The following is a 23,149-nucleotide window of genomic DNA, read 5'->3' on the forward strand; positions in this document are numbered from 1 at the left end:
TGCAAATGAGTCACGGCTTCGAGACACTCGCCATCCACGCCGGCCAGGAGCCGGAGCCCCGCACCGGGGCGGTGGTGCCGCCGATATACCAGACCAGCACGTACGCCCAGGACGCCGTCGGGGCACCCCGGCTCGGCTACGAGTACAGCAGGTCGGGCAACCCGACCCGGGACGCGTTGCAGGAGTGCCTCGCCGCGCTGGAGGGCGGCCCGGTGGGGCTGGCCTTCGCCAGCGGGCTGGCCGCCGAGGACGCCCTGCTGCGTACCGTCTGCCGGCCGGGTGACCATGTGGTGATCCCGGACGACGCGTACGGCGGCACGTTCCGGCTCTTCGCCCGGGTCGCCGAGCGCTGGGGACTGAGCTGGACGGCGGCCCGGATCTCCGACGTCGACGCCGTCCGGGCGGCGGTCCGCCCCGGCCAGACGAAGGTGATCTGGGTGGAGACCCCCACCAACCCGCTGCTCGGGATCGCCGACATCGCCGGGCTGGCCACGCTGGCCGGCGACGTCGACGCACTGCTCGTCGTCGACAACACGTTCGCCTCGCCGTACCTCCAGCAGCCGATCGCGCTCGGTGCGGACGTGGTGGTGCACTCGACGACCAAGTACGTCGGTGGGCACTCCGACGTGGTCGGGGGCGCCCTCGTCGCGGCCAGCGCCGCGCTCGGCGAGGAGCTGCGCTACCACCAGAACGCGATGGGCGCGGTGAACGGGCCCTTCGACGCCTGGCTGACGCTGCGCGGGGTCAAGACCCTCGGGGTACGGATGGATCGGCACTGCGACAACGCCGAGCGGATCGCCGACTACCTCAACGGGCACCGGGCGGTGTCCCAGGTGCTCTACCCGGGCCTGCCGGAACACCCCGGGCACGAGGTCGCGGCGAAGCAGATGCGCCGGTTCGGCGGCATGATCTCCTTCCGGGCGGCCGGCGGCGAGGAGCACGCCGTACGGATCTGCGACCGGGCGAAACTCTTCGTGCTCGCCGAGTCACTGGGCGGAGTCGAGTCGCTGATCGAACATCCGGGCCGGATGACACACGCAAGTGCCGCCGGCTCGCCGCTTGAAGTTCCCGCCGATCTCGTGCGACTGTCTGTCGGCATCGAGACCGCCGACGACCTACTCGCAGACCTGGAGCAGGCGCTCGGCTGACCGCTGTCCGGCCGCCCGGACGGCGCTGCGGACAAGCCGATGGGGAGTTGGCCGTGCAGGACATCACGCCGAACTGGGTGGGCGCGACCGCGAAACAGATCGCCCGGGCCGTCCGCCGTGGGGACGCCTCCGCCACCCAGGTGGTGGCGGACCACCTCGACCACATCGACCGGGCGGACCGCGAGCTGTCCGCGTTCCGGGTGGTGCGGGGTGGCGAGGCGATCGTCGAGGCGGAGAAGGTCGACGAGCAGGACGATCTGGCGAACCTCCCGCTGGCCGGCGTGCCGATCGCGGTCAAGGAGAACACCGCCGTCGCGGGGCTGCCGACCTGGAACGGGTCGGCAGCCGCGCGTACCCCGGTCGCCGAGTCCGACCACGAGGTGGTCCGGCGGCTGCGCGGCGCCGGAGCGGTGATCGTCGGGGTGACCCGGATGCCCGAACTCGGGCTGTTCGGGTTCACCGACGACGAGACCGTGGCGACCCGCAACCCGTGGGCGACCGACCGCACCCCGGGCGGCTCCTCCGGCGGCTCGGCGGCGGCCGTCGCCTCCGGGATGGTGCCGATCGCGCACGGCAACGACGGGCTCGGCTCGATCCGGATCCCGGCCGCCTGCTGCGGGCTGGTCGGGCTCAAGCCCGGCCGGGGCGTCATACCGTGCCAGCTCGGCGCCAACGACTGGTACGGCCTCGCCGAGCAGGGCATCCTGGCCACCACCGTGGCGGACGCCGCGGTCGGCTTCGCGGTGCTCGCCGGGCGCCGGCCGGACAAGCTGGTACCGCCGGAGCGGCTGCGGGTCGCCGTGTCGCTCCGCTCGCCGGTGGCCGGGGTACGCCCGGACCAGCCCAACCGGGACGCGGTGGGCGCCGCCGCCAAGCTGCTGGCGGTGGCCGGACACGACACCGTCTCGGTCGACCCGGTCTATCCGACCTCGCTGGGGCTGCGTGGCGTCGCCACCTGGCTCGCGGCGGCGGCGAACGAGGTCGAGGCGGCCGGCCTGGATCCCGCTACCCTGCAACGGCGCAGCCGCCGGCACGCCGCTCTCGGCGGCTGGGCGCAGCGCCGTGGCCTGGTACGCGAGCAGGACCGCACCCGGTGGCGGGAGCGCAGCGTCAACTTCTTCGGCGACCACTCGGTCGACCTGCTGCTCACTCCCGCGCTGGCCAGCGCCCCTCCGCCGGCTCTCGGCTGGGCCACCCGCTCGTGGCGGTCCAACCTGCTCACCTGCATCCGCTACGCCCCGTACGCCGCGCCGTGGAACATCGCCGGCCTGCCGTCGCTGGTGGTACCCGTCGGGCTGCGCCCGGACGGGTTGCCGGTCGGGGTGCAGTTGGTCGGTCCGCCCGGCTCGGAGCTGCTGCTCCTCGGCGTGGCGGGGCAGTTCGAGCTGACCGGACCGTGGCGGCGGCACGCGCCCGACTGGCCCCGGGTGCCCACCCCGGCCGGCTGAGCGCGGCCGCCGGCCGACCGGTCAGCGGCCGAGGAGCGCGACGAGCAGGACGATCGCGCCGAGGACGACCGCCACGAGGAGGGCGCTGCCGACCCAGGTCAGCTCGGGCCGGATCAGCACCCCGGACCGGCGGCGCCGGGTGCTCAGCCAGGGCGCGGTCGGCTCGGGCAGCAGTACCGGACCGGTGGGCGAGAGGGTACGGCCGTCGACCGTCACCGTGCCCCACTGCCCGGGTACGGGCACACCGTGCAGTACCGCCGGGCCGGGTTCACCGCCGGTCGTCGGCGTGAGCCGCTCCCGTACCTCGATCTCGGTCAGCGGCATCACCTCCGGGCCCGTGCCGGCGTAGACGTACACCCGGTCGACGCCCTGGTGCACCCGTACCGCGCTGACCGGCTGCGGCCGGCGGAAGAACCGGCGGCCGGCGCGTACCCGGGCGGCACCGCGCCAGCCGACGCCGAGCCCGAGCAGTGCGAGTACCACCACGAGCGCCAGCCACGGCGTCAGGTCGTACGGCTCGGTGACGAGCTGCCGCAGGCCGGCGTCGTCCACCGCGACCTCGACCGTGGAGCCGACCGGGTAGGCGGCCGCGTCGAAAACGGGAAGCCGCGCGGCCGGCCGGCCGTCGGGGAGGTCGAGGTCGACCTCCCCCCAGGACGGGTGCGCGCGCACGGTCGCGGTGACGACCTCCGCCCGGCGCTGCTGGTCGTCGACCTCGCTCTGCCGCAGCCCGGTCCAGCCGGCGACGACCAGCGCGGCGACGAGCAGCGACGCGGCGGCGACCGCCGTACCCGGCGATGGGCGGGGCAGCCGAGCCGGCGGCGGCGGTACGGCGAGCCGGGCCCGCCGGTGCCAGTCGCGCAACTCGGCCCGGTACCGCGCAGGGCCCCGGGCCAGCCGGGCGAGCAGCCCGCAGCCGACCGCGTACCCGACGAGCAGCAGGTAGAACCACGGTGGCAGGTGCTCGGTCTGGGTCAGCTCGTAGCCGAGCGTGACGGCCAGCAACGTGCCGGTCCCCGCCACGGCGAACTCCAGCCGGACCAGGGCGAGCAGCGGGAGGCTGCCGACCAGCCCGAAGATGACGTTGCCGACCCGGTCGGGGTGGCAGGGCGCCGCCGCCGTGCAGGGGGTGGCCGGCACGACGATCAGGAACAGGCCGCCGAGCAGCATTCCGGCGCCGAAGCCGAGCCACCCGGCGTACCGGGACAGCGGCTCCGCCCAGCCCTGCGGTTCGGCCGCCAACCGGAGCCGGATGGCGTCCCGCCAGGGCAGCGGAGGCGGTTGCGCCCCGTCCGCCGACGCCGGATCGCTCCCGGAGACCCACTCGGTACCGGCGGACATCTGAGACTCCGTCCCCTGTGCGGTCCGGCCCGCCGGCGACCGGTCGGGGCACCGGGCGGAGGTGACGCCGTCCGGCGGACGGCCCGAGCGAGAGGGTAGAACGCCTCGACGGCGGCCGGTGGGGTGACCTCCGGCACGCCGGTACCGCCGACGCGAGCACCCCGGGGGCGGGATGCGACGATCGGGGGCATGACGGAGCTGGTCGGACTCGCCGAGGTCGCCGCCGCCCGCGAACTGCTCGCCGACGTCGTCCGGGTCACTCCGCTGGAGCCGTCCCGGCCGCTCTCCGCCGCGCTGGGCGGGCCGGTCTGGCTCAAGTGCGAGCACGTGCAGCGGGCCGGGTCGTACAAGGTCCGGGGCGCGTACGTGCGGATCGCCCGGCTCTCGGCGGCGGAGCGCGACCGGGGGGTGGTGGCGGCCAGCGCCGGCAACCACGCCCAGGGGGTGGCGCTCGCCGCCGGACTGCTCGGCGCCGCCGCCACGGTCTTCATGCCGGTGGGGGCGCCGCTGCCGAAGGTGGCGGCCACCAAGGGGTACGGCGCCCGGGTGGAGTTGGTCGGCAACACCGTCGACGAGTCACTGGTCGCGGCGGAGGACTTCGCGAACCGTACCGGCGCGGTTTTCATCCACCCGTTCGACCATCCGGACGTGATCGCCGGGCAGGGCACGGTGGCGCTGGAGATCCTGGAGCAGTGCCCGGAGGTGCGGACCATCGTCGCCGGGGTCGGCGGCGGGGGACTGGTCTCCGGGATCGCGGTGGCCGCCAAGGCGCTCCGCCCGGACGTACGGGTGATCGGGGTGCAGGCCGCCGGTGCGGCCGCCTTCCCCGCGTCGCTGCGGGCCGGCGAGCCGGTACGGCTGCCCGCCTTCGCCACGATCGCCGACGGCATCGCGGTCGGCCGGCCCGGTGAGGTCACCTTCGCGCACGTCAGCAAGCTGGTGGACGAGATCGTGACGGTAGCGGACGAGGACATCTCGCAGGCCCTGCTGATGCTGCTGGAGCGGGGCAAGCAGGTGGTGGAGCCGGCCGGGGCGGCCGGGGTGGCCGCGCTGATGTCCGGCGCGGTGCGGGTGGAACCGCCGGTGGTGGCGGTGCTCTCCGGCGGCAACATCGACCCGCTGCTGATGCTGCGGGTGATCGAGCACGGGCTCGCCTCGGCGGGCCGCTTCCTGCGGATCACCGTGCGCTGCGCGGACCGGCCCGGCCAGTTGGCGTCGCTGCTCGGCATGATCGCCGAGCACCGGGGCAACGTCGTCGACGTGGTGCACCAGCGGCAGAACCCGCACCTGCGGCTCGGTGAGGTCGAGGTGGCGCTCTCGGTGGAGACCCGGGGCGCCGAACACTCCGACCGGCTGATCAGCGCGCTGCGCGGCTGCGGCTACCAGGTCGACGTCGCCCAGCCGGGCTGAGCCGGCTGGGTCGGACGTCTCGGCCCGCCGCCTCCGGCGGGCCGCTGCCGTCAGCCGCCGTACGCCTCGAACCGGACCACGGTCACCTTGATCTCCGCGCCGCTGGGCGCCGTGTAGGTGACGGTCTGGCCGGGCCGGGCGCCGAGGATGGACTTGCCGAGCGCCGACTCCGGGCTGTAGACGGTCAGGTCGGTGGTCGCGGCGATCTCCCGGGAACCGAGCAGGAAGCTCTCGGTGTCGTCGGTGTCGTCGTCGAAGTGGATCGTGACGACGCAGCCCGGCGCCACCACGTCCGCGGCCGGCGCCTCGCCCACCTGGGCGGTACGGAGCAGCTCCTGCAACTGACGGATCCGGAACTCCTGCTTGCCCTGTTCCTCCCGGGCGGCGTGGTATCCGCCGTTCTCCCTGAGGTCACCCTCTTCGCGCCGGGCGTTGATCTCCGCGGCGATCACCGGCCGTCCGGCGATCAGCTCGTTGAGCTCCGCCTGCAGCCGGTCGTAGGCCTCCTGCGACAGCCAGGTGGCTGCCTCGCGGTCGGTCGTGGACACAGACGATCTCCTCGGGTAGTCGTGGACAGGGACGAATTACCAAGTTACCAGTGCGCTACACACCGGACGCCACGTCATTTATCGGGGGCCGGCGCAGGCCGGGGCGTTGCGGCCGGCCGGAACGGGGCCGGGCCGGGTGGCTCGGACCGCCGGTCGGCGAGGCTCGGCGGCGCTCTCCGGCCGGCCTTCGCGGGCGGCCGGTGCCGACCGGCGCTACCGGGCCAACCCGGGCCACGGGCCGACGCACTCAGCCGCTCGGGCTCACCCGGTGGGACGGCAGCGGAGCACCTCGCCGATGATCGGCCGGGCCGTGGTGACCAGCCGGTGCCGGACCGTCAGGTGCCGCTGCCCCGGCTCGGCGTGCACCCGTACCTCCTCGCGGGCGACCTCGGCGCCGTCCCTGGAGCGGGCCCGGAGCACACAGACCGCCGAGCCGCCGGCCGGCACGGTGACCCGGAAGTCGAGCACCAGCTGGCTGTCGGTGATCTCGGTGTAGGTGATCACCTGGGCGTCGTAGTTCGGGTCGCCGTACTGCCGGTAGAGGCGGTAGGAGACCGCGCTCATCACCGCCAGCAGGGCGACCGCCAGCAGTGCCGCGACCCAGGGCCGGCGGCGCCGCTGCGCGCGGCGGTGGCCGTACCGACCTGGTGGGAACACCGGGGCGGTCGGTACTGGTGTGGCGGGCGTCTCGGACACCGGCGGGTATCTCCTGGGACTGTTGTCGGTGGCATCGGCAAGAATGGGTACGCCCATCTTCTCATCGGCGGCCGGGCTGGCTCTGGCAGGTCCAAGACCGATCGCGGCCGATCCCGGGTCGGCGGAGGACGGGCGTTCAGGGGGACGGGGGCCGAGCCCGGCCCGGGGCATCACTGAGGGAGCACCTGAGTTGGCAGAGCAGCTACGTCTGATGGCCGTGCACGCCCATCCCGACGACGAGTCGAGCAAGGGCGCGGCGACCATGGCGAAATACGTCGCCGAAGGCGTGCAGGTCCTCGTCGTCACGTGTACGGGCGGCGAGCGGGGCAGCGTTCTCAACCCGAAGCTGGACCGGCCGGAGGTCTGGGCCAACATCGCCGAGATCCGCCGGGCCGAGATGGACGCCGCCCGGGCCATCCTCGGCGTCGAGCAGGCGTGGCTCGGCTTCGTCGACTCGGGGCTGCCGGAGGGCGACCCGCTGCCCCCGCTGCCCGAGGGCTGCTTCGCGCTCCAGGACGTCGAGGTCGCGGCGGCGCCGCTGGTCAAGCTGATGCGCGAGTTCCGCCCGCACGTCGTCACCACCTACGACGAGGACGGCGGCTACCCGCACCCCGACCACATCATGTGTCACAAGGTCAGCGTGGCGGCGTTCGACGCGGCCGGCGACCCGGAGCGCTTTCCGGAGCTGGGCGCTCCGTGGCAGCCGTTGAAGCTCTACTACGACATCGGCTTCTCCAAGGCGAAGATCATGGCGCTGCACGAGGCGATGCTCGCCCGTGGCGCGGAGTCGCCGTACGCGGAGTGGCTGGAGCGCTGGGAGGACCGGCCGGACAAGGGGCCGAGGATCACCACCCGGGTCCCCTGTGCGGACTACTTCCCGGTCCGCGACGACGCGCTGCGCGCCCACGCCACCCAGGTCGACCCGGACGGCTTCTGGTTCCACGTGCCGATGGAGTTGCAGCAGGCCGCCTGGCCGACGGAGGACTTCGAGCTGGTCCGCTCGGTGGTCGACAGTCCGCTGCCCGAGTCGGACCTCTTCGCCGGGGTTCGGGAGACCGCGCGGGTCCGGTGAGACGGAGCTAGGCGTACCGTGAAGGGGTAGGCCGCCACATCGGAGGATTTCCAGTCATGCTTACCGCTGCGCAGGTGCTCGCGGAGAACAACTTCGGTGACACCCGGACCGGCGGCCTGGCCGGACCGATGGGTCTCTTCCTGATCACCGTACTGGCCATCGCCACGGTTCTGTTGATCCGTAACATGAACGCCCGGTTGCGCCGGCTGCCCGAGCGCTTTCCGCACCAACGGGACGACGAGCCGTCGGCGGCCGAGTCGGACCCCGCGGAGGCGTCGGTCGAGGCGCCCACGGCCGAGGAATCTGCTGGAAGCGCTCCCAATGCCCCCCAGCAGGACAGGAATAGCCAGTCCGCGCCATGATTCACGCTAATCCGGCCAGGCGCCCCCTGTTGCGCTCAATCGGATTGGCTTAGCCTTCCGCCGGGGGACCAAAAGTCCCCGCACCGTGCGCGGGAGGGGGCGCCGATGAGAACCAGACCCGACGCCCAGCGCCGGTCGCGGCACGGCCACGTCCCGAGGCGGCCGCCGGCGAACGGCGGCGATCCGTGACGTCCGGGCGTCGGTCCGGGCGTTTCCTCGCCCTGGTCGGCATCGCGTCCGCACCCCGTCGGGTGCGCGCGCTCACCCTCACCGTCCTGCCCGTCGCGGTCGCCCTCGTCGCGGCCGGTCTGCTCATCCCCACCGACCTGCCCGCCGACGACCCGCTGCCGGCGGTCGCCCGGCTCGGCATCGCCACCGCCGTAATGGCGACGGCGCAGCTCTTCCGGCTGCGATTCCGGGTCGGCTCGGGCCGGGTCAGTGTCACCTGGGGCGAGGCGTCGTTCATCATCGGCCTCTCCCTGGTACCACCCGGCTGGCTGCCGGCCGCCGCCCTGCTGGGTGCGGTGGTGGCCTGGACACTGCTGACGATCTTCGTGGACCGGCGCTCCCTGCTGGACGTCGTACACACCGCCGCCTCGCTGACCATCTCCGTCGCGCTCGCCGTCGCGGTCACGCTGACCGTCGCCGGGGCACTCGGCGCGACCGTCCCGGACGTGCTCGGCACACGCTTCGTCACCGAGCTGACGCCGCCGCTGATCGCCGCGCTCGCGGTCGGGTCGATGACGTACCTGCTGGTCACCGCCGGGCTGGCCGGGTTCACCCTGTCGCTGCGGCACGGCGAACGGCTCTGGCCGGCGCTGCTGCGCGCCCTACAGGGCAAGTTGCTGATGTTCGTCGGCAACGTCTTCGTCGGGCTGGCCGTGGTGGCCGTGGTCGGGTACGACCCGCGCTGGCTGCTCTTCCTGCCGCCGGTGCTGTGGCTGCTCCAGCAGACGTACAGTCAGCGGCTCCGGGCCGACGACGAGCGACGCGCCTGGCGGGCCCTTGCCGAGGCCACCAGCGCGCTCAACCAGCTCGACGAGCACGGCGTCGCGACCGCCGGGGTGGCCGGCCCGCTGGCCCTGTTCGGCGCGGAGTGGGTCGAGGTGGACGTGCGGCGCGGCGACGGCCGGTGGCGGCGCTACCGAGGCGAGCCGGGCGGTCCGGTGGTACACCGCGACCTGACCACCGCCGAGCGGGCCGACACCGGCGACCGGGCCGGCTCCTCGGGGTCGTCGGACGACGGAACCGCCCGGCTCCCGTTCACCAGCCGGCTCGGTCTGGACCTGGCCGCCAGCCAGGTCGGCGGCGACCTGTCGGCCGGCCGCGCTGCCGGTGTCGGCGGACGGGCCGGCACCGAGCACGGCCCGGCGGCCACCGGACGGGCCGACCAGGAACTGACCCGACCGCTGGTGGTGGGCAGTTCACCGGTCGGCGAGCTGCGGGTGCGGTTCCCCCGCTCCGCCCTGCCGAGCCAGCGGGAGCAGGACGCGCTCTCGGCGTTCGGCGACGCGCTGGCGGCGGCCCTGCACGACGCGGCGACGCACCGGCAGCTCCGGCTGGTGACGGCCCGGTCGTCGTACGAGGCGGTGCACGACGCGCTGACCAACCTGATCAACCGGGCCGCCCTGCTGAGCAAGGGCGACGTGGCGTTGCACCAGCTCGGCCACGACCACCCGGTGGCCCTGCTGCTGCTCGACATCAACCACTTCAAAGAGGTCAACGACACGCTTGGACACGCCGCCGGCGACGAGCTGCTCCAGGTGACCGCCGACCGGCTGGACGCGCTGGTCCGCCCCGGTGAGCTGCTGGGCCGGCTCGGCGGTGACGAGTTCGCGCTGCTGATTCCCTCCCCGGCCGTACTGGCAGAGCCGGCCACCGACCGGTCGCCGATGCCGAACGTGCTGCGCCGGGCCCGCGAGATCGTCGAGCTGCTCGCCACCCCGATCGAGGTGGCCGGGGTGCGGATGTCGGTCGAGGTCTCCGTCGGGGTGGTGGTGGCCGGTGCGGGTACGGCCGACATGACCGAGCTGCTGCGCCGGGCCGACATCGCGATGTACCAGGCGAAGCAGGGCGGCGGCAGCGTCGCCTCGTACGACAGCGCCCGGGACGCGGCCAGCACCGACAAGCTCGCCCTGCTCGCCGAGCTGCGCGAGGCGCTGGACGTCGACGACCAGCTCGAGTTGGCGCTCCAGCCGGCGGTCGACCTCTGCACCGGGGAACCGACCGGGGTGGAGGCGCTGATCCGCTGGCGGCACCCGCGGCGGGGCCGGCTCACCCCGGCCGACTTCGTCCGGACCATCGAGGGCAGCGAACTGCTCGGCGCCTTCACCCGCTATGTGGTGGACAAGGCGCTCGGTGTCGCGGCCGACTGGGCCCGGCACGGTCTCGACGTACCGATCTCGATCAACCTGTCGGCGCGCAGCCTGCTCGATCCGAGGCTGCCGGCCGAGGTGGCCGAGTCGCGGCGCCGCCACCCGGTGCCGGCCCACCGGCTGGTGCTGGAGATCACCGAGACGGTGGTGATGAGCGAGCTGGAGGTCATCGACGAGGTGCTCTCCGCGCTGCGGGCGATGGGCGTGCAGCTGGCCGTCGACGACTTCGGCACCGGCTTCTCCTCGCTGACCTTCCTGACCCGGATCTCCGTGGACGAACTCAAGGTCGACCGGTCGTTCGTGATGAAGATGGCGGAGTCGCCGGAGGCGGCGGCGATCGTCCGGACCACCGTGGACCTCGGCCGGGAGCTGGGGCTGCGGGTGGTCGCCGAGGGGGTGGAGACCGCCGACCAGCGGGCCGCGCTCGCCGAGCTGGGCTGCACGGCCGCCCAGGGCTACCACTTCTTCCGGCCGATGCCGTCGGACAAGATCGTCGCGGTACTCCGGTCGCTCCTCGACTCCGCGCAGGCGCGGATCCTGCCGCTGCGCGCCGACGGCGCCTCGTAGCCGGTTCGACTGAGTATCCGGGCCCGGTCGCGGCCGTCGGCCGTACTGCACACTGTGCCGATGAGGCGGGTGAAGCTTTCGCTGGCGGTACTCCTGACCGCCGGAACACTGCTCGGCTGCGCCGGACCCGGTGCCCCGGGTGGGCCGGTGGAGATCCCGGACGAGGTGCTGCTGCGCAGCGACGACCTGGGCGGGGCGGAAATCTCCGCCGGTGGCCCGGAGGCTCCGCACTCGCTGCCGCCCCGGCCCTGCGCCGGCACGCCGGGCGGCCCGTCGTCGCCGGCCACTCCGCCGGCCACTCCGCCCGCTGCTTCCGGCGCTGTATCCGGCACCGTTCGCGCCGCGCCGAGTGGCTCCGCGTCGAGTGGCCCGGACCGGCCCGAGCCGCTGGCCGAGCGGACGATCAACGCCACGATGGGCCGGTACCGGATCTACGAGTACGTCGGCCGCTATCCGGCCGGACTCGTCGATCGCGCGATGGCGGCGCTCCGGGACGAGCTGTCCCGGTGCGGCCGTCCGGCCGAGGGCGAGGACTGGAAGGTACTCGCCGAGGAGACCGCCGGCCTGCTGCTCCTGCGTTCGTACTCCGGCGGTGACGCCACCGCCGCGTACTACGTCGGGGTGGCCGGGGACTACCTGGTGGCGGTACTCGTCACCGGCACCAGGATGCCGGACGGCGATCCGACCACCGCCTCCGGGCTCGGCAGCACGGCACTGGCCCGGGCCGGTGGCACCCGGGGTACCCCGGCGCCGCCGAGCACCGCAGCCGGTCCGGCGGAGTGGGGGACGTACCAGGCGGAGGTGACCGGTCTCCGGCGCGGGCCGGACCCGCGCACCCTGCTGGTCGACGTGGCGGTGCCGGCCGGCGGCCCGGACTGCGCCCGGAACCCGCGGGTCGGCTGGTACACCGAGGAGAACGGGCTGATCTACGCCAACATCGTGGTCGACTCGGCCGGAGCCGGACAGGTGGGCGGCTGTCCGACCCAGGCACCCGGGGTGGCCCGGCTCACCTCCCCGAAGCCGGTCGGGGACCGGGTGGTGGTGCTCAACCAGCAACCGTGGGCGCCGGACGGGACCGGCTACCGGCGCTGCTCCGCCGATCTCGGTTGCACACCGCCGGCCGACCACTGCGACTCGACCTGGGTGCTCGCGGCGATCAAGGGGATGGACGTACCCCGGAACAGCTCCCGGAAGATGGAGAGGTGTGACGGCACCTGGCTGGTGATGACGCTCGACCTGAACAGCACCCAGTGCGGTGCCGGCGGCCGTCCCGGCTGCTCGGCGCCGCCGGCCCGCTACCGGTACTTCCTCCGGTTCGAGTCGGCCGGCTGGCGGACCGTGCACCGGACCACCGCCCCGGGCTGCGCCGACGTGGCGACGGTACGGCCGGACTTCCCGCCCGCGCTCTGCCGTACGCTCCCCGCGCCGTAGTGACGCGCCCCGTGGTTTCCCGTCCGGGCGACCGCAGACCCGCCCGCCCGAGCGCCGAGCGCCGTCCCGGCGTAGCGGTTATGGTCGTCGGGTGAATCGACTGGCCGACGCGACCAGCCCCTACCTGCTCCAGCACAAGGACAATCCGGTCGACTGGTGGCCCTGGACGGCCGAGGCGTTCGCCGAGGCGCGCCGTCGGGACGTACCGGTGCTGATCTCGGTCGGCTACGCGGCCTGCCACTGGTGCCACGTGATGGCGCACGAGTCCTTCGAGGACGCGGCCGTCGGCAAGCTGGTCAACGACAACTTCGTCGCGATCAAGGTGGACCGGGAGGAGCGGCCGGACGTCGACGCCGTCTACATGACCGCCACCCAGGCGATGACCGGGCAGGGCGGCTGGCCGATGACGGTCTTCGCCGCCCCGGACGGTACCCCGTTCTTCTGCGGCACCTACTTCCCGAAGGCCAACTTCGTCCGGCTGCTCCAGTCGGTGACCGAGGCGTGGACCGGGCAGCGCGAGGCGGTGCTGCGCCAGGGCGCCGCGGTGGTCGAGGCGCTGGCCGGCGCCCAGGCCGTGGGCGGACCGCGTGCCCCGCTCACCGCCGAGACGCTCGACGCCGCGGCCGACCAGCTCGCGGTCGAGTACGACCAGACGAACGGCGGCTTCGGCGGCGCGCCCAAGTTCCCGCCGCAGATGAACCTGCTCTTCCTGCTCCGCCACCACCAGCGCACCGGCGCCACCCGCGACCTGGAGATCGTCCGGCACACCTGCGAGGCGATGGCCCGGGGCGGCATCTACGACCAGCTCGCCGGCGGCTTCGCCCGATATTCGGTGGACGGGCACTGGACGGTGCCGCACTTCGAGAAGATGCTCTACGACAACGCGCTGCTGCTGCGGGTCTACACCCAGCTCTGGCGACTCACCGGCGACCCGCTCGCCGCCCGGGTCGCCGCCGAGACCGCCACCTTCCTCCTCGACGACCTCGGCACCCCGGCCGGCGGCCTGGCCTCGGCGCTGGACGCCGACACCGAGGGCGTGGAGGGAGCGACCTACGCCTGGACCCCGGCCCAGCTCGTCGAGGCGCTCGGCGACGACGACGGCCGCTGGGCCGCCGACCTCTTCGCGGTCACCGAGGCGGGGAGCTTCGAGCACGGCACCAGCGTGCTGCGGCTGGCCCGGGACGTCGACGACGCCGACCCGCAGATCCAGGAACGCTGGCAGCGGGTCCGGGCGGCGCTCCGGGAGGTACGCGACCGCCGGCCCCAGCCGGCCCGGGACGACAAGGTCGTGGCGGCCTGGAACGGGCTGGCCGTCACCGCCCTGGTCGAGTACGCCACCCTCACCGCCGACCCGGTCGCCGGGGCGGCCGCCGTGCGGATCGCCGAGGTGCTGGCGGAGCGGCACATCGTCGACGGCCGACTTCGCCGGGTCTCCCGGGACGGGCGGGTCGGCGAGCCGGCCGGGGTGCTGGAGGACTACGGCTGCGTCGCCGAGGCGTTCTGCGCGGTGCACCAGTTCACCGGGGACGGGCGCTGGCTCGAGCTGGCCGGGTTGCTGCTGGACGTCGCCCTGGAGCGGTTCGGCACCGGCGAGGGCGGTTTCTACGACACCGCCGACGACGCCGAACAGCTCGTCAGCCGGCCGGCCGACCCGACCGACAACGCCACCCCGTCCGGGCTGTCGGCGGTGACGGCGGCGCTGGTGGCGTACTCGGCGCTGGGCGGCCAGGTGCGCTACCGGGAGGCGGCGGTGGCGGCGCTGGAGACCGTCGCGCCGATCGTCGCCCGGCACGCCCGGTTCACCGGGTACGCGGCCACGGTCGGCGAGGCGCTGCTCTCCGGCCCGTACGAGATCGCGGTGGTCACCGCCGATCCGGCCGGTGACCCGCTGCTGGCGCTGGCACACCGGCACGCCCCGCCCGGGGCGGTGGTGGTGGCCGGCGAGCCGGACCGGCCCGGCGTACCGTTGCTCGCCGACCGGCCGATGATCGAGGGTGGTCCGACCGCCTACGTCTGCCGGGGCTTCGTCTGCGACCGCCCGGTCACCTCCCCGGACGCCCTGCTCGCGCAGCTCGGCGTCGGCGGGAGTTAGGCTTGCCCGCGCTATGGATTCCCGCACGGGTCTGCCCGTTGTCGGCATGGTGGGCGGCGGCCAACTGGCCCGGATGACCCACCAGGCCGCGATCGCCCTCGGCCAGTCGCTCCGCGTCCTCGCGCTCAGCCCGGAGGACGGGGCCGCTCTGGTCGCCGCCGACGTCCGGTACGGCGAACACACCGATCTTGCCGCGCTGCGCGACTTCGCCGACGGCGCCGACGTGGTCACCTTCGACCACGAGCACGTGCCGACCGGGCACGTCCGGGCGCTCGCCGAGGCCGGGGTGACCGTCTACCCGCCCGCCGACGCGCTGCTGCACGCCCAGGACAAGCGGGTCATGCGGGAGCGGCTGACCGAACTGGGCGCCCCGGTGCCGCGCTGGCGGCCGATCACCGAACCGGGCGACCTGGTCGATTTCGGTGCCGAGCTGGGCTGGCCGGTGATCCTGAAGGCGTCCCGGGGCGGCTACGACGGCCGCGGCGTCTGGGTCGTCGCCGACCCGACCGAGGCCGCCGAGCTGGTCGGCACGCTGCGCACCGCCGGCACCGAGCTGATCGCCGAGGAGCGGGTCGCGCTGCGCCGGGAGCTGGCGGTGCAGGTCGCCCGCTCGCCGTTCGGCCAGGTGGCGGCGTACCCGGTGGTGGAGACGGTGCAGCGGGACGGCATCTGTGTGCAGGTGCTGGCGCCGGCGCCCCGGCTGCCGGAGGAGGTGGCGCTGCGGGCCCAGCAGCTCGCCATCGACCTGGCCACCGCGCTCGGCGTGGTCGGGCTGCTGGCGGTGGAGCTCTTCGAGGTGACCGGCCCGGACGGCGAGCCGGCGCTGGTCGTCAACGAGCTGGCGATGCGGCCGCACAACTCGGGGCACTGGACGATCGAGGGCTCCCGGACCTCCCAGTTCGAGCAGCACCTGCGGGCGGTGCTCGACTATCCGATGGGGGACACCGCGCTGACCGCCCCAGTGGTGGTGATGGCGAACGTGCTCGGCGGCCCGGACGGCGGCATGTCGATCGACGAGCGGCTGCACCACCTCTTCGCCGAGGACCCGGGCGCCAAGGTGCACCTCTACGGCAAGCAGGTCCGGCCCGGCCGGAAGATCGGGCACGTCACGGTGCTCGGTGACGATCTGGAGAAGGTACGCGCCCGGGCCGTCCGGGCCGCCTGGTGGCTGCGGGAGGGACACGAGTGACGGAGTCGGCGCCGCCGGTCGGTTTGATCATGGGTAGCGACTCGGACTGGCCGGTGATGGGGGCGGCGGCCGAGGCGCTGGCCGAGTTCGGCGTCGGCTACGAGGTCGGGGTGGTGTCGGCGCACCGCACTCCGGTGAAGATGATCGACTATGCCCAGGCCGCCGCAGGCCGGGGCATCCGGGTGATCATCGCGGGGGCGGGCGGGGCCGCCGCGCTCCCCGGCATGGTGGCCTCGGCCACCCCGCTGCCGGTGATCGGGGTACCGGTGCCGCTCAAGCACCTCGACGGGCTGGACTCGCTGCTCTCCATCGTGCAGATGCCGGCCGGCATCCCGGTGGCGACCGTGTCGATCGGCAACGGCCGCAACGCCGGCCTGCTGGCCGTACGGATCCTGGCCGCCTCGGACGAGACGCTCCGGGACCGGATGGTGGCGTACCAGGCCGAGTTGGAGGCCCTGGTCGCCCAGAAGGAAGCCGCGCTCCGCGCCAGCCTTTCGGGTTAGGAAGGGCCCCCCGTTATCGCTTTCTGCGGTGGAAGGGCCCCCGCTTAACTCCTCGTCCATCCGTTAGCACGCTGGCCGAGCCGTGTCGTGGGTGTGGCTGGGGCTGCCGGGTGGTGGGTGGTGGGCGTGAACAGGGGGCCCTTCTACAACAGAATGCGATAACGGGGGGCCCTTCCTTACACCTCAGCGCATGCCGCGTACCGCGCGGAAGCGCTCCTGTGTGCGACGCCGGTTCTCGTTGCTGGCCCCGAACGCCAGCAGCAGCAGACCGACCGGGATCAGCACCAGCCAGGGTCCGAAGCTGAACAGGGCGCGCAGTGCCGCCAGCGCGGTCACCACCGCCCCGATGATGACCGGAGCCTGCTGCCGCCGGTTGGATCCCCAGATCAGCGTGGCCACCCCGCCGAGCAGCAGCAACACCTGGCGGATCGCGCTGTCGTTGCCGGCCAGCACGATCACCAGGGTGGGCAGGAACGCCGCCACCAGCGCCGGCCCGTACGCCACCCAACTGCTCAGGTCGGCGCGGTGGCGCATCTCCAGCAGGCCGACCAGCAGGGCCAGTACGGCGAACGCCAGCGTGTACGCCTCCGGCAGCGCCACGTCGGCGAGCGCCATCAGCATCCACCAGGCGACGACCTCGCAGCCGACCGCCGACCAGAAGAGCGTGCGCCGCTCGGCGGTACGGCGGTACGGCCGTACCGCCGCCATTCCGAGTACGGCGCCCCAGGCGGCGAGCAGTGCGGCGATGTGCCGGGGCGAGTCGTAGGCGAGCGCGGCGGCGAGCAGCGCGGCAGCGTATCCGCTCCACTCCACCGTGGTCGCCTCGCGGATCGCCTCCGGCCGGCGCAGCCGGGGCAGCATCGCGGCGACCAGCAGCAGCACCGCACCCACCGCCAGCACCCCGAACGCGGACCAGGCCGGGTCGAGCCCGAGCACCAGCCCGAGGGTGAAGACGAACGTCTGGGCCATCACCGAGGCGAAGAGCCAGCCGAGGATGCGGGCGTTCTGGGTCCGGCCGCCGAGCGCGGCGACCGCGCCGACCCCCACCGCCGCGCCGAGGGTGAACAGGGTCAGATCCCGGCTGGCCAGCGCGCCGGCCAGTCCGGCCCCGCCGGCGGCCAGCCCGATGCCGAAGACCAGGATCCGGGTCAGCCGCAGCGAGCGGGCGACCTCGGCGTCCGGCGGTGGCGGGGTCAGGGCCAGCCCGAGCATCGCGATGGTGAAGACCGCGAGCGCCGCCAAGGTGCTGTTCGGCCAGGCCAGGTCGAGCGAGATCGGTGTGATCAGCAGGGTGATCGCGGCTCCGGGCAGCACCACCGGTACGGCCCGGGCCGGCCGTCCGCCGCTGAACCCGGTGGCGGCGAGCCCGGCAGCGATGGTCAGCAGCAGGGCCGCCAGCACGTTGCCGGGGTCGACGGCTCCGGGTTCCGGGTCGACGAGCGCGGCTGGCGGCCCGTCCCAGATCCGGGTCAGCGTCTGGTACGGCTCGACCAGTGCCACCACCAGGGCGGGGGCCAGCGCGGCCACGGCCAGTGCGGTCGGCAGCGCCGCCGCGAGCATCGCCCCGACGGCGGGGCTGACCGACCAGCGACCGCCCCGGGCCGGCTCGGGCAGCCGGCGCAGCGCACCGCCGAGCATCACCGACCAGCGCCGGATCGGCTCCCGCAGCGGGGTCGGGGCCGGGGTGACCGCCCGGATCAGCTCGGCGAGCACTCCGAGCAGTACGGCCGCGGCGGCGTAGACGCCCCAGGGCAGGCCGGTGAAGAGGGCCGCCACCGAGGTCGCGGTCGCACCGCCGACGATGCCCATGGTGGCGTACGGGAGGTATTGCGGAACCTGGCGGCGGACCAGTCCGACCATCGCGACGCCGAGGCTCGCCCCGGCGAGGGTGGCCAGCACCACCACCTCGGCCGGCCGGTGCAGCGCGGCGGCGAGCGAGGCGAGCGCCCCGCTGAGCGCGAAGAGCGCTCCACCGGCGGCCAGCCCGCCGATCTGGGCGGTCTGTGGCGGCATCGACCAGGTGTCGGCCTCGTCCGCCGGCCCGGAGAGGGTGCCGACGGCCCGGGCGAGGATGGCGACGACCGCGCCGATCAGCGCGACGATGCCGAGCGCGGCGGCGGTGGTCCACGGCCGGACCAGGCTCGCCCCGACCGCGTGCAGGGCGACCACGCCCGCCACGGTGGCCCGGGCCAGCCCGGCCCGGGGATCGCTGGCGACGACCGAACTCACCCCGTAGACGGTGGCGACCGCCCCGCCGACGACGATCGGGGACCACCAGGGCAGCCCGAACGCCGCCGGGGTGCCGATGGTGGCGAGTCCGACACAGACGGCGGCGACGTCGTACGCCCACGGCCGGGGCAGGGCGATCGCGGCGGCGCCGGCCAGCAGGAGCAGGGCGACCGGGGCCTGCCAGCCGGTGCCGGTCTCGCTGACGTGCCACTGGGCGAGGTCGGCCGCCCAGAGCCGGCCGGGGGTGGCCAGCACCTGGAGGCCGCCGCTGATCGCCGTCCAGCCGGCGAGCAGTGCGACGAGGCCGCCGGTCAGCGCGATGCCGAGGATCGGCCCGCGCCGCCAGTCGGCCGGCATGGCCCGGATTCCGGCCGCCACCACCAGGATGAGGAAGGCGGCGGCGGCCAGTTCGGCGCCGTCGCCGAGGATGCCGGCGATCCGGGCGAGGGTGCCCACCAGGGCGGCGGTGACCGCCGCGGCGGCGATGTCCGAGCCGTCGAGCAGCCGGTCCGCCCGCCGGCCGGAGTCGATCGACGGCGCCAGCACCAGCAGCACCGCGCTGAGCAGCAGCAACCCGCCGACCAGGGTGTCCGGCAGGGTGGCGCCGGGTGCGCCGAACGCCGCCGTGGTGACCGCGAGCGCGCCGAGGCCGGTGCCGACGGCCAGCGGCACGCTGATCTGCCGCTGGGCCACCTGGGTCACCGCCGCGTAGCAGAGCACCGCGCAGACGGCCAGGAAGCTGGCGGCGAGGACCGGTTCGGTGGCCTCCCGCACCGACAGGGCGGTCGGGGTCGGGTCGACGGGTACCGCCGAGGCGACGAAGGCCGCCACCGCGCCGGGGAACGCGAACGCCGCCCCGCCGGCCGCCCAGTCTGCGACCAGGCCGGACCAGCGGCCCGCCGGGGTCGTACGGGCGAGCGGGGCGAGCGTGACCAGCGCACCGCCGACGGCGAGCGCGAAGAGTACGGCCGCGGTCAGCCCGGGCCGGGCCACCGAGGCGGCCGCCCCGGCGAGTCCCACCACGGCGGCGGCGACGGCGTGGGTGAGCGCGGCCCGCCGGGTCTCGGCGGTGAGCCCGACCAGCCCGATGCCGATCGCGACCAGCACCGGTGGCCAGGGGGCGGCGACCCAGCCGAACCCGAACGAGGCGGGCATGGCGAGTGCGGTCAGCGCCGCGCCGACCACGGCGAACTCGCGGCGCACCTCCGGCGGCGAGGAGAGCACGGCGGCGATGGTGAGCAGCAGGGCGGTGACGGCGAGCTGCCAGGAGGTGTCGCCGACCCCGGCGGCCAGCTTTCCGGGGTATTCGGCGAGGTCGGCCTCCCAGACCGGTAGCGCGGCCCGGATCGGGGCGAGGGCGGCCCGCAGCGCCCCGCCGGCCACCACGATGCCGATGACGATCAGGGCGGCGGCGGAGGCCAGTTGCGGCCCGCGCCGGGCCGTCTCCGGGACCGCGCGTACGCCGAGGCCGGTCAGCGCGATGACGGCGGCGATCACCACCAGTGCCCGCCCCGGCAGGGCGACCGCGGCGACCCGGCCGGCGGCACCGATCACCGCCAGGGTCAGGATCCCGGCGGCGATGTCCGGCAGGGGTGGCCGGCGCAGCAGCAGCGCACCGACCATGCCGACCCCGGCGGCGAGCAGCAGCGCCAGGCCGGCCTGGGCGGCGCCAGGTACGGTGTCGGCGTTCACGAGCGCGATGACCGCGCAGACCACCGCGACGGCGAAGGCCAGCCCGTGCAGCGTCCAGGCCAGTTCCCGCAGCCAGGGTGTGCGGGTGGTCGGGCGGATGCCCGGGGTGCGGACCCGCTTCGTCGGCCCGCCCAGGGCCGGATCGGCCTGGACGACCGCGTCCGCCTCCTCGGGGAAGGTTTCCGGCCGATCCGGGCCGGTCGCGTCCGGGTCGGTCGGGTCGCCGCCCGCCCGTCCCGGCCGCTCGTCGGGGCGGACTCTCGGCGTGCCGGGTGGGGCGGTCACCGGCACGTCGGGCCCGAACCGGAACCGGGCCGGCCAGCCGGTCAGCCGCCCGTCGTCGCCGAAGAGCCGGCCGAGGTAGAGGTTGCCGACCGCCACCGCCGCCAGTACCACGGCCCAGCCGGCCGGTCCGGTGACGAAGTCGTACGCCAGCAGCGGCAGGATCGGCTGCACGGCGAGTACGGCCGCGTAGCGGGGGGCGTTCAGCCCGGTCACCGAGGCGTAGCCGGCGGCGACGGCGGCGGTGAGCAGGAAGGTCAGCCCGGCGAAGAGCGACCCGGGCAGGCCGCTGTCGCCGAACCGGTCGACGGTCCAGAGTGAATACCCGGTCAGCGGCACCAGCAGCAGCCCGACGGCGGCGATGGTCTCGGCGGTGGCGCTCAGTCCGCGCTGGGCGACCCGGGGCGGCACGGCCAGCATCAGCGCGGTGGCCAGCACCAGGATCGCGACCCGGCTGAAGTCGTCCAGCGAGCTGAGCGCGACCGCGACGAAGACCACCGCCGCGATGCCGAGCAGCAGTGCTCCGAGCCCGAGCAGGATGTTCTGCACCTCGCGGGTGGAGGCCTCGGGCCGGGCCTTTCCGTCGTCCCAGCTCGGTTCGGCGCCGGGCGGTGGTGGCGGCGGGGGTGGGGGCGGTGCGGTGGGTGTCGTCCGGTCGGGGCCGCCGCCCTTCGGCTGCCGGGGTACCCGGGGTGGCGGGGCGCCCGGTGCGGTGCCGGGCGCGGCGGTCGGCGGGCGGCGGTTGGCCTTGCGCCGGATCACCCGGCGTGGCTTGGTGTTCTGCTTGCGGCGCTGGTCTGCCGCGTGCGACAGGATGTCCCGCTGGAAGAGCGCCGCCTGCATCTGCGAGGCGATCGTCTTCTGCTCCCTGGCGAGCGCCGCCTCGCGGATCTTCATCTCGGCGATGGAGCGCTCGATCCGGGCGACGTCGTCGGCCCACCGGAGCTGCTCGGTCCCGCAGTGCGGGCAGTGTGGTGCCGGCTCGATCTCCCGGCCGCACGAGGAGCACTGGTACGTCGTACTCACGGCACCCCCTCCAGCCGGCGCGCAGGCCGCATTACGGGCTTCCACCGAAGCATGCCCACGGGAGGCTGCGGTTGAACAGCCCCCGGTCGCGTGCGAAACCCGGCTGAGGAGATCCTAAAAGGCCGGCCGTGGACCTGGTCGGGTCCACGGCCGGCAAGTCGGCGTCGAATTCACGATTGTCGCCGTCCGGCCGCTGCGCTATCGGCGGCCGACCGGGACGGCGGTTGGTGCTGCTACGGCCGGCCCATGCCCCGGTAGTCCCAGCCGGCCTGGGTCCACAGTCCGGAGTCGAGGCAGTTGCGGCCGTCCACGACCCGCCGTCCGGCGGCGAGTTCGCCGAGCGCCACCGGGTCGGCGTTGCGGAAGTCGGCCCACTCGGTGAGCACGCAGACCAGGTCGGCCCCGCGTACGGCGTCGTTCATGCTGGCCGTGTAGGACAGCTCGGGCCGCTCGCGGCGGGCGTTCTCCATGCCCTGCGGGTCGTAGACCTGCACGTCGGCGCCGGCCTTGTGCAGCGCGGCGGCGACGGCGAGCGAGGGGGCGTCCCGGACGTCGTCGGAGTTCGGCTTGAAGGTGGCGCCGAGCACCGCGATCCGGGTCCCGGAGAGGTCCGGCCCGGCCGGCCCGTACCGGCGGCCGAGCAGTTCGGCGGAGAGCTGGAGCACCCGGCTGCGGCGGCGCAGGTTGATCAGGTCGACCTCGTGCAGGAAGCGCAGCGCCTCGCCGGCACCCAGCTCCTGGGCCCGGGCCTGGAACGCCCGGATGTCCTTGGGCAGGCAGCCGCCGCCGAAGCCGACGCCGGCCTGGAGGAACCGGTTGCCGATCCGGGGGTCGTAGCCGATCGCCCGGGCGAGCTGGGTGACGTCGCCGCCGGCCACCTCGCAGACCTCGGCCATCGCGTTGATGAACGAGATCTTGGTGGCCAGGAAGGCGTTCGCGGCGACCTTGACCAGTTCGGCGGTGGCGAAATCGGTCACCACCAGCGGAACCTCCCGGTCCTCGGTGGCGGCCAGGTCGTAGACGCCCTTGTGCGCGGCGTAGAGCATGCCGTTGGCCCACTCGCTCTTGACGCCGACCACGATCCGGTTGGGTCGGAGCACGTCCTCGACGGCGAAGCCCTCCTGGAGGAACTCGGGGCTCCAGGCGACCTCGATCCCGAGGCCGACGTCGGCGTGCTTGCCGACGAGCTGCTCGATCCACTCGGCGGTACCGACCGGGACGGTGGACTTGCCGACGATCAGGGCCTTGCGGGTCAGGTGCTGGGAGAGCCCGGTGACGGCGGCCTCGACGTACGACAGGTCGGCACCCATTCCGTCGGCCCGCTGCGGGGTGCCGACGCAGATGAAGTGCACGTCGCCGAAGGCGGCGGTCTCGGCGATGTCGGTGGAGAACCGGAGCCGGCCGGCCGAGAGGTTGCGCTTGAGCAGCTCGTCGAGGCCGGGCTCGTGGAACGGCACCTCGCCGCCGGCCAGCTTGGCGATCTTCTCGGCGTCGACGTCGAAGCCGATCACCTCGTAGCCGAGTTCGGCGAAGCAGATAGCGTACGTCGCGCCCAGGTAGCCGGTGCCGAGGAAGGTCAGACGCGGGCGGACGGCGCCGGACGGCGGAGTCACCGCCGGGATCGCCGGCATGGGCTGAGTGCTCGGGTACGGAATCGTCACGCCTGTGTTCTCCGCTCGCAGTGGCGGCGCTTCATTGCGTCGCGGTGGGAGGTCGGCGCCGGAGGAGAGCGCCGATG

Annotated in this window: 14 protein-coding genes and 1 pseudogene; 10 read left to right on the forward strand and 5 right to left on the reverse strand. The window is 74.3% G+C overall.

Annotation, left to right across the window (positions count from 1 at the left end; translation table 11 throughout):
- Positions 1-5: 5 nt before the first annotated feature.
- Entirely contained in the window at positions 6-1,148 is a 1,143-nt protein-coding gene (locus V1634_RS03900; RefSeq protein WP_331206341.1) for a cystathionine gamma-synthase, read from the forward strand.
- A 47-nt stretch (positions 1,149-1,195) separates the two neighbouring features.
- Positions 1,196-2,596: an amidase gene (locus V1634_RS03905; protein ID WP_331206342.1), complete on the forward strand. Its 1,401-nt coding sequence runs from the start codon at positions 1,196-1,198 to the stop codon at positions 2,594-2,596.
- A 21-nt stretch (positions 2,597-2,617) separates the two neighbouring features.
- On the opposite strand, the gene V1634_RS03910 is transcribed toward V1634_RS03905, so the two are convergent.
- Positions 2,618-3,937 carry a hypothetical protein gene (locus tag V1634_RS03910; RefSeq protein WP_331206343.1) on the reverse strand — a complete coding sequence of 440 codons (1,320 nt, stop codon included), beginning with the start codon at positions 3,935-3,937 and terminating at the stop codon, positions 2,618-2,620.
- Positions 3,938-4,126: 189 nt separating this feature from the next.
- Between V1634_RS03910 and ilvA the strand changes: the two genes are divergently transcribed.
- Complete coding sequence (gene ilvA, locus V1634_RS03915) at positions 4,127-5,347, forward strand: threonine ammonia-lyase (RefSeq protein WP_331206344.1); 1,221 nt, start codon at positions 4,127-4,129, stop codon at positions 5,345-5,347.
- A 50-nt stretch (positions 5,348-5,397) separates the two neighbouring features.
- Here the strand turns inward: ilvA and greA are convergent, their stop codons facing one another.
- Positions 5,398-5,895, reverse strand: a complete 498-nt coding sequence (gene greA / locus V1634_RS03920; protein ID WP_331206345.1) for a transcription elongation factor GreA — start codon at positions 5,893-5,895, stop codon at positions 5,398-5,400.
- A gap of 261 nt (positions 5,896-6,156) precedes the next feature.
- Positions 6,157-6,591, reverse strand: coding sequence for a DUF4307 domain-containing protein (locus V1634_RS03925; RefSeq protein ID WP_331206346.1), 435 nt, complete (start codon positions 6,589-6,591; stop codon positions 6,157-6,159).
- A 190-nt stretch (positions 6,592-6,781) separates the two neighbouring features.
- Here V1634_RS03925 and mca point away from each other — a divergent pair, with 190 nt between their 5' ends.
- The 7 genes and pseudogenes from mca to purE all read left to right on the forward strand — a co-directional run bounded on the left by mca (position 6,782) and on the right by purE (position 16,182).
- Positions 6,782-7,663 (forward strand): mycothiol conjugate amidase Mca, encoded by an 882-nt coding sequence (mca, locus tag V1634_RS03930; protein WP_331206347.1) that lies wholly within the window; start codon positions 6,782-6,784, stop codon positions 7,661-7,663.
- Between the two features lie 56 nt (positions 7,664-7,719).
- A complete protein-coding gene (locus V1634_RS03935; RefSeq protein ID WP_331206348.1) occupies positions 7,720-8,025 on the forward strand; it encodes a hypothetical protein in 306 nt (101 codons plus the stop codon).
- 1,010 nt (positions 8,026-9,035) lie between these two features.
- Positions 9,036-10,967 (forward strand): annotated as a pseudogene (locus tag V1634_RS03940) (putative bifunctional diguanylate cyclase/phosphodiesterase); the annotation flags it as partial.
- Positions 10,968-11,027: 60 nt separating this feature from the next.
- The gene (locus V1634_RS03945) at positions 11,028-12,398 is read left to right on the forward strand and encodes a hypothetical protein (RefSeq protein ID WP_331206350.1); all 1,371 of its coding nucleotides are present in this window, start codon (positions 11,028-11,030) and stop codon (positions 12,396-12,398) included.
- Positions 12,399-12,489: 91 nt separating this feature from the next.
- Positions 12,490-14,490, forward strand: coding sequence for a thioredoxin domain-containing protein (locus V1634_RS03950; protein ID WP_331206351.1), 2,001 nt, complete (start codon positions 12,490-12,492; stop codon positions 14,488-14,490).
- A 13-nt stretch (positions 14,491-14,503) separates the two neighbouring features.
- Positions 14,504-15,679, forward strand: a complete 1,176-nt coding sequence (locus V1634_RS03955; protein WP_331206352.1) for a 5-(carboxyamino)imidazole ribonucleotide synthase — start codon at positions 14,504-14,506, stop codon at positions 15,677-15,679.
- 29 nt (positions 15,680-15,708) lie between these two features.
- Positions 15,709-16,182, forward strand: coding sequence for a 5-(carboxyamino)imidazole ribonucleotide mutase (gene purE / locus V1634_RS03960; RefSeq protein WP_331206353.1), 474 nt, complete (start codon positions 15,709-15,711; stop codon positions 16,180-16,182).
- Positions 16,183-16,365: 183 nt separating this feature from the next.
- On the opposite strand, the gene V1634_RS03965 is transcribed toward purE, so the two are convergent.
- Together V1634_RS03965 and V1634_RS03970 are read right to left on the reverse strand one after the other, a co-directional pair.
- The gene (locus V1634_RS03965; RefSeq protein WP_331206354.1) at positions 16,366-21,411 is read right to left on the reverse strand and encodes a zinc ribbon domain-containing protein; all 5,046 of its coding nucleotides are present in this window, start codon (positions 21,409-21,411) and stop codon (positions 16,366-16,368) included.
- A gap of 233 nt (positions 21,412-21,644) precedes the next feature.
- Complete coding sequence (locus V1634_RS03970; RefSeq protein WP_331206355.1) at positions 21,645-23,072, reverse strand: UDP-glucose dehydrogenase family protein; 1,428 nt, start codon at positions 23,070-23,072, stop codon at positions 21,645-21,647.
- Positions 23,073-23,149 lie beyond the last annotated feature (77 nt).

The sequence above is a fragment of the Plantactinospora veratri genome, assembly GCF_036421995.1.
GTDB classification, from domain to species: domain Bacteria; phylum Actinomycetota; class Actinomycetes; order Mycobacteriales; family Micromonosporaceae; genus Plantactinospora; species Plantactinospora veratri.

What these genes read in the sequence shown, in the direction of transcription:
- V1634_RS03900 (WP_331206341.1), top strand. Translation starts at nt 6, where the DNA reads ATGAGTCACGGCTTCGAGACACTCGCCATCCACGCCGGCCAGGAGCCG.
- V1634_RS03910 (WP_331206343.1), bottom strand. Translation starts at nt 3,937, where the DNA reads ATGTCCGCCGGTACCGAGTGGGTCTCCGGGAGCGATCCGGCGTCGGCG.
- V1634_RS03955 (WP_331206352.1), top strand. Translation starts at nt 14,504, where the DNA reads ATGGATTCCCGCACGGGTCTGCCCGTTGTCGGCATGGTGGGCGGCGGC.
- ilvA (WP_331206344.1), top strand. Translation starts at nt 4,127, where the DNA reads ATGACGGAGCTGGTCGGACTCGCCGAGGTCGCCGCCGCCCGCGAACTG.
- V1634_RS03935 (WP_331206348.1), top strand. Translation starts at nt 7,720, where the DNA reads ATGCTTACCGCTGCGCAGGTGCTCGCGGAGAACAACTTCGGTGACACC.
- V1634_RS03945 (WP_331206350.1), top strand. Translation starts at nt 11,028, where the DNA reads ATGAGGCGGGTGAAGCTTTCGCTGGCGGTACTCCTGACCGCCGGAACA.
- purE (WP_331206353.1), top strand. Translation starts at nt 15,709, where the DNA reads ATGGGTAGCGACTCGGACTGGCCGGTGATGGGGGCGGCGGCCGAGGCG.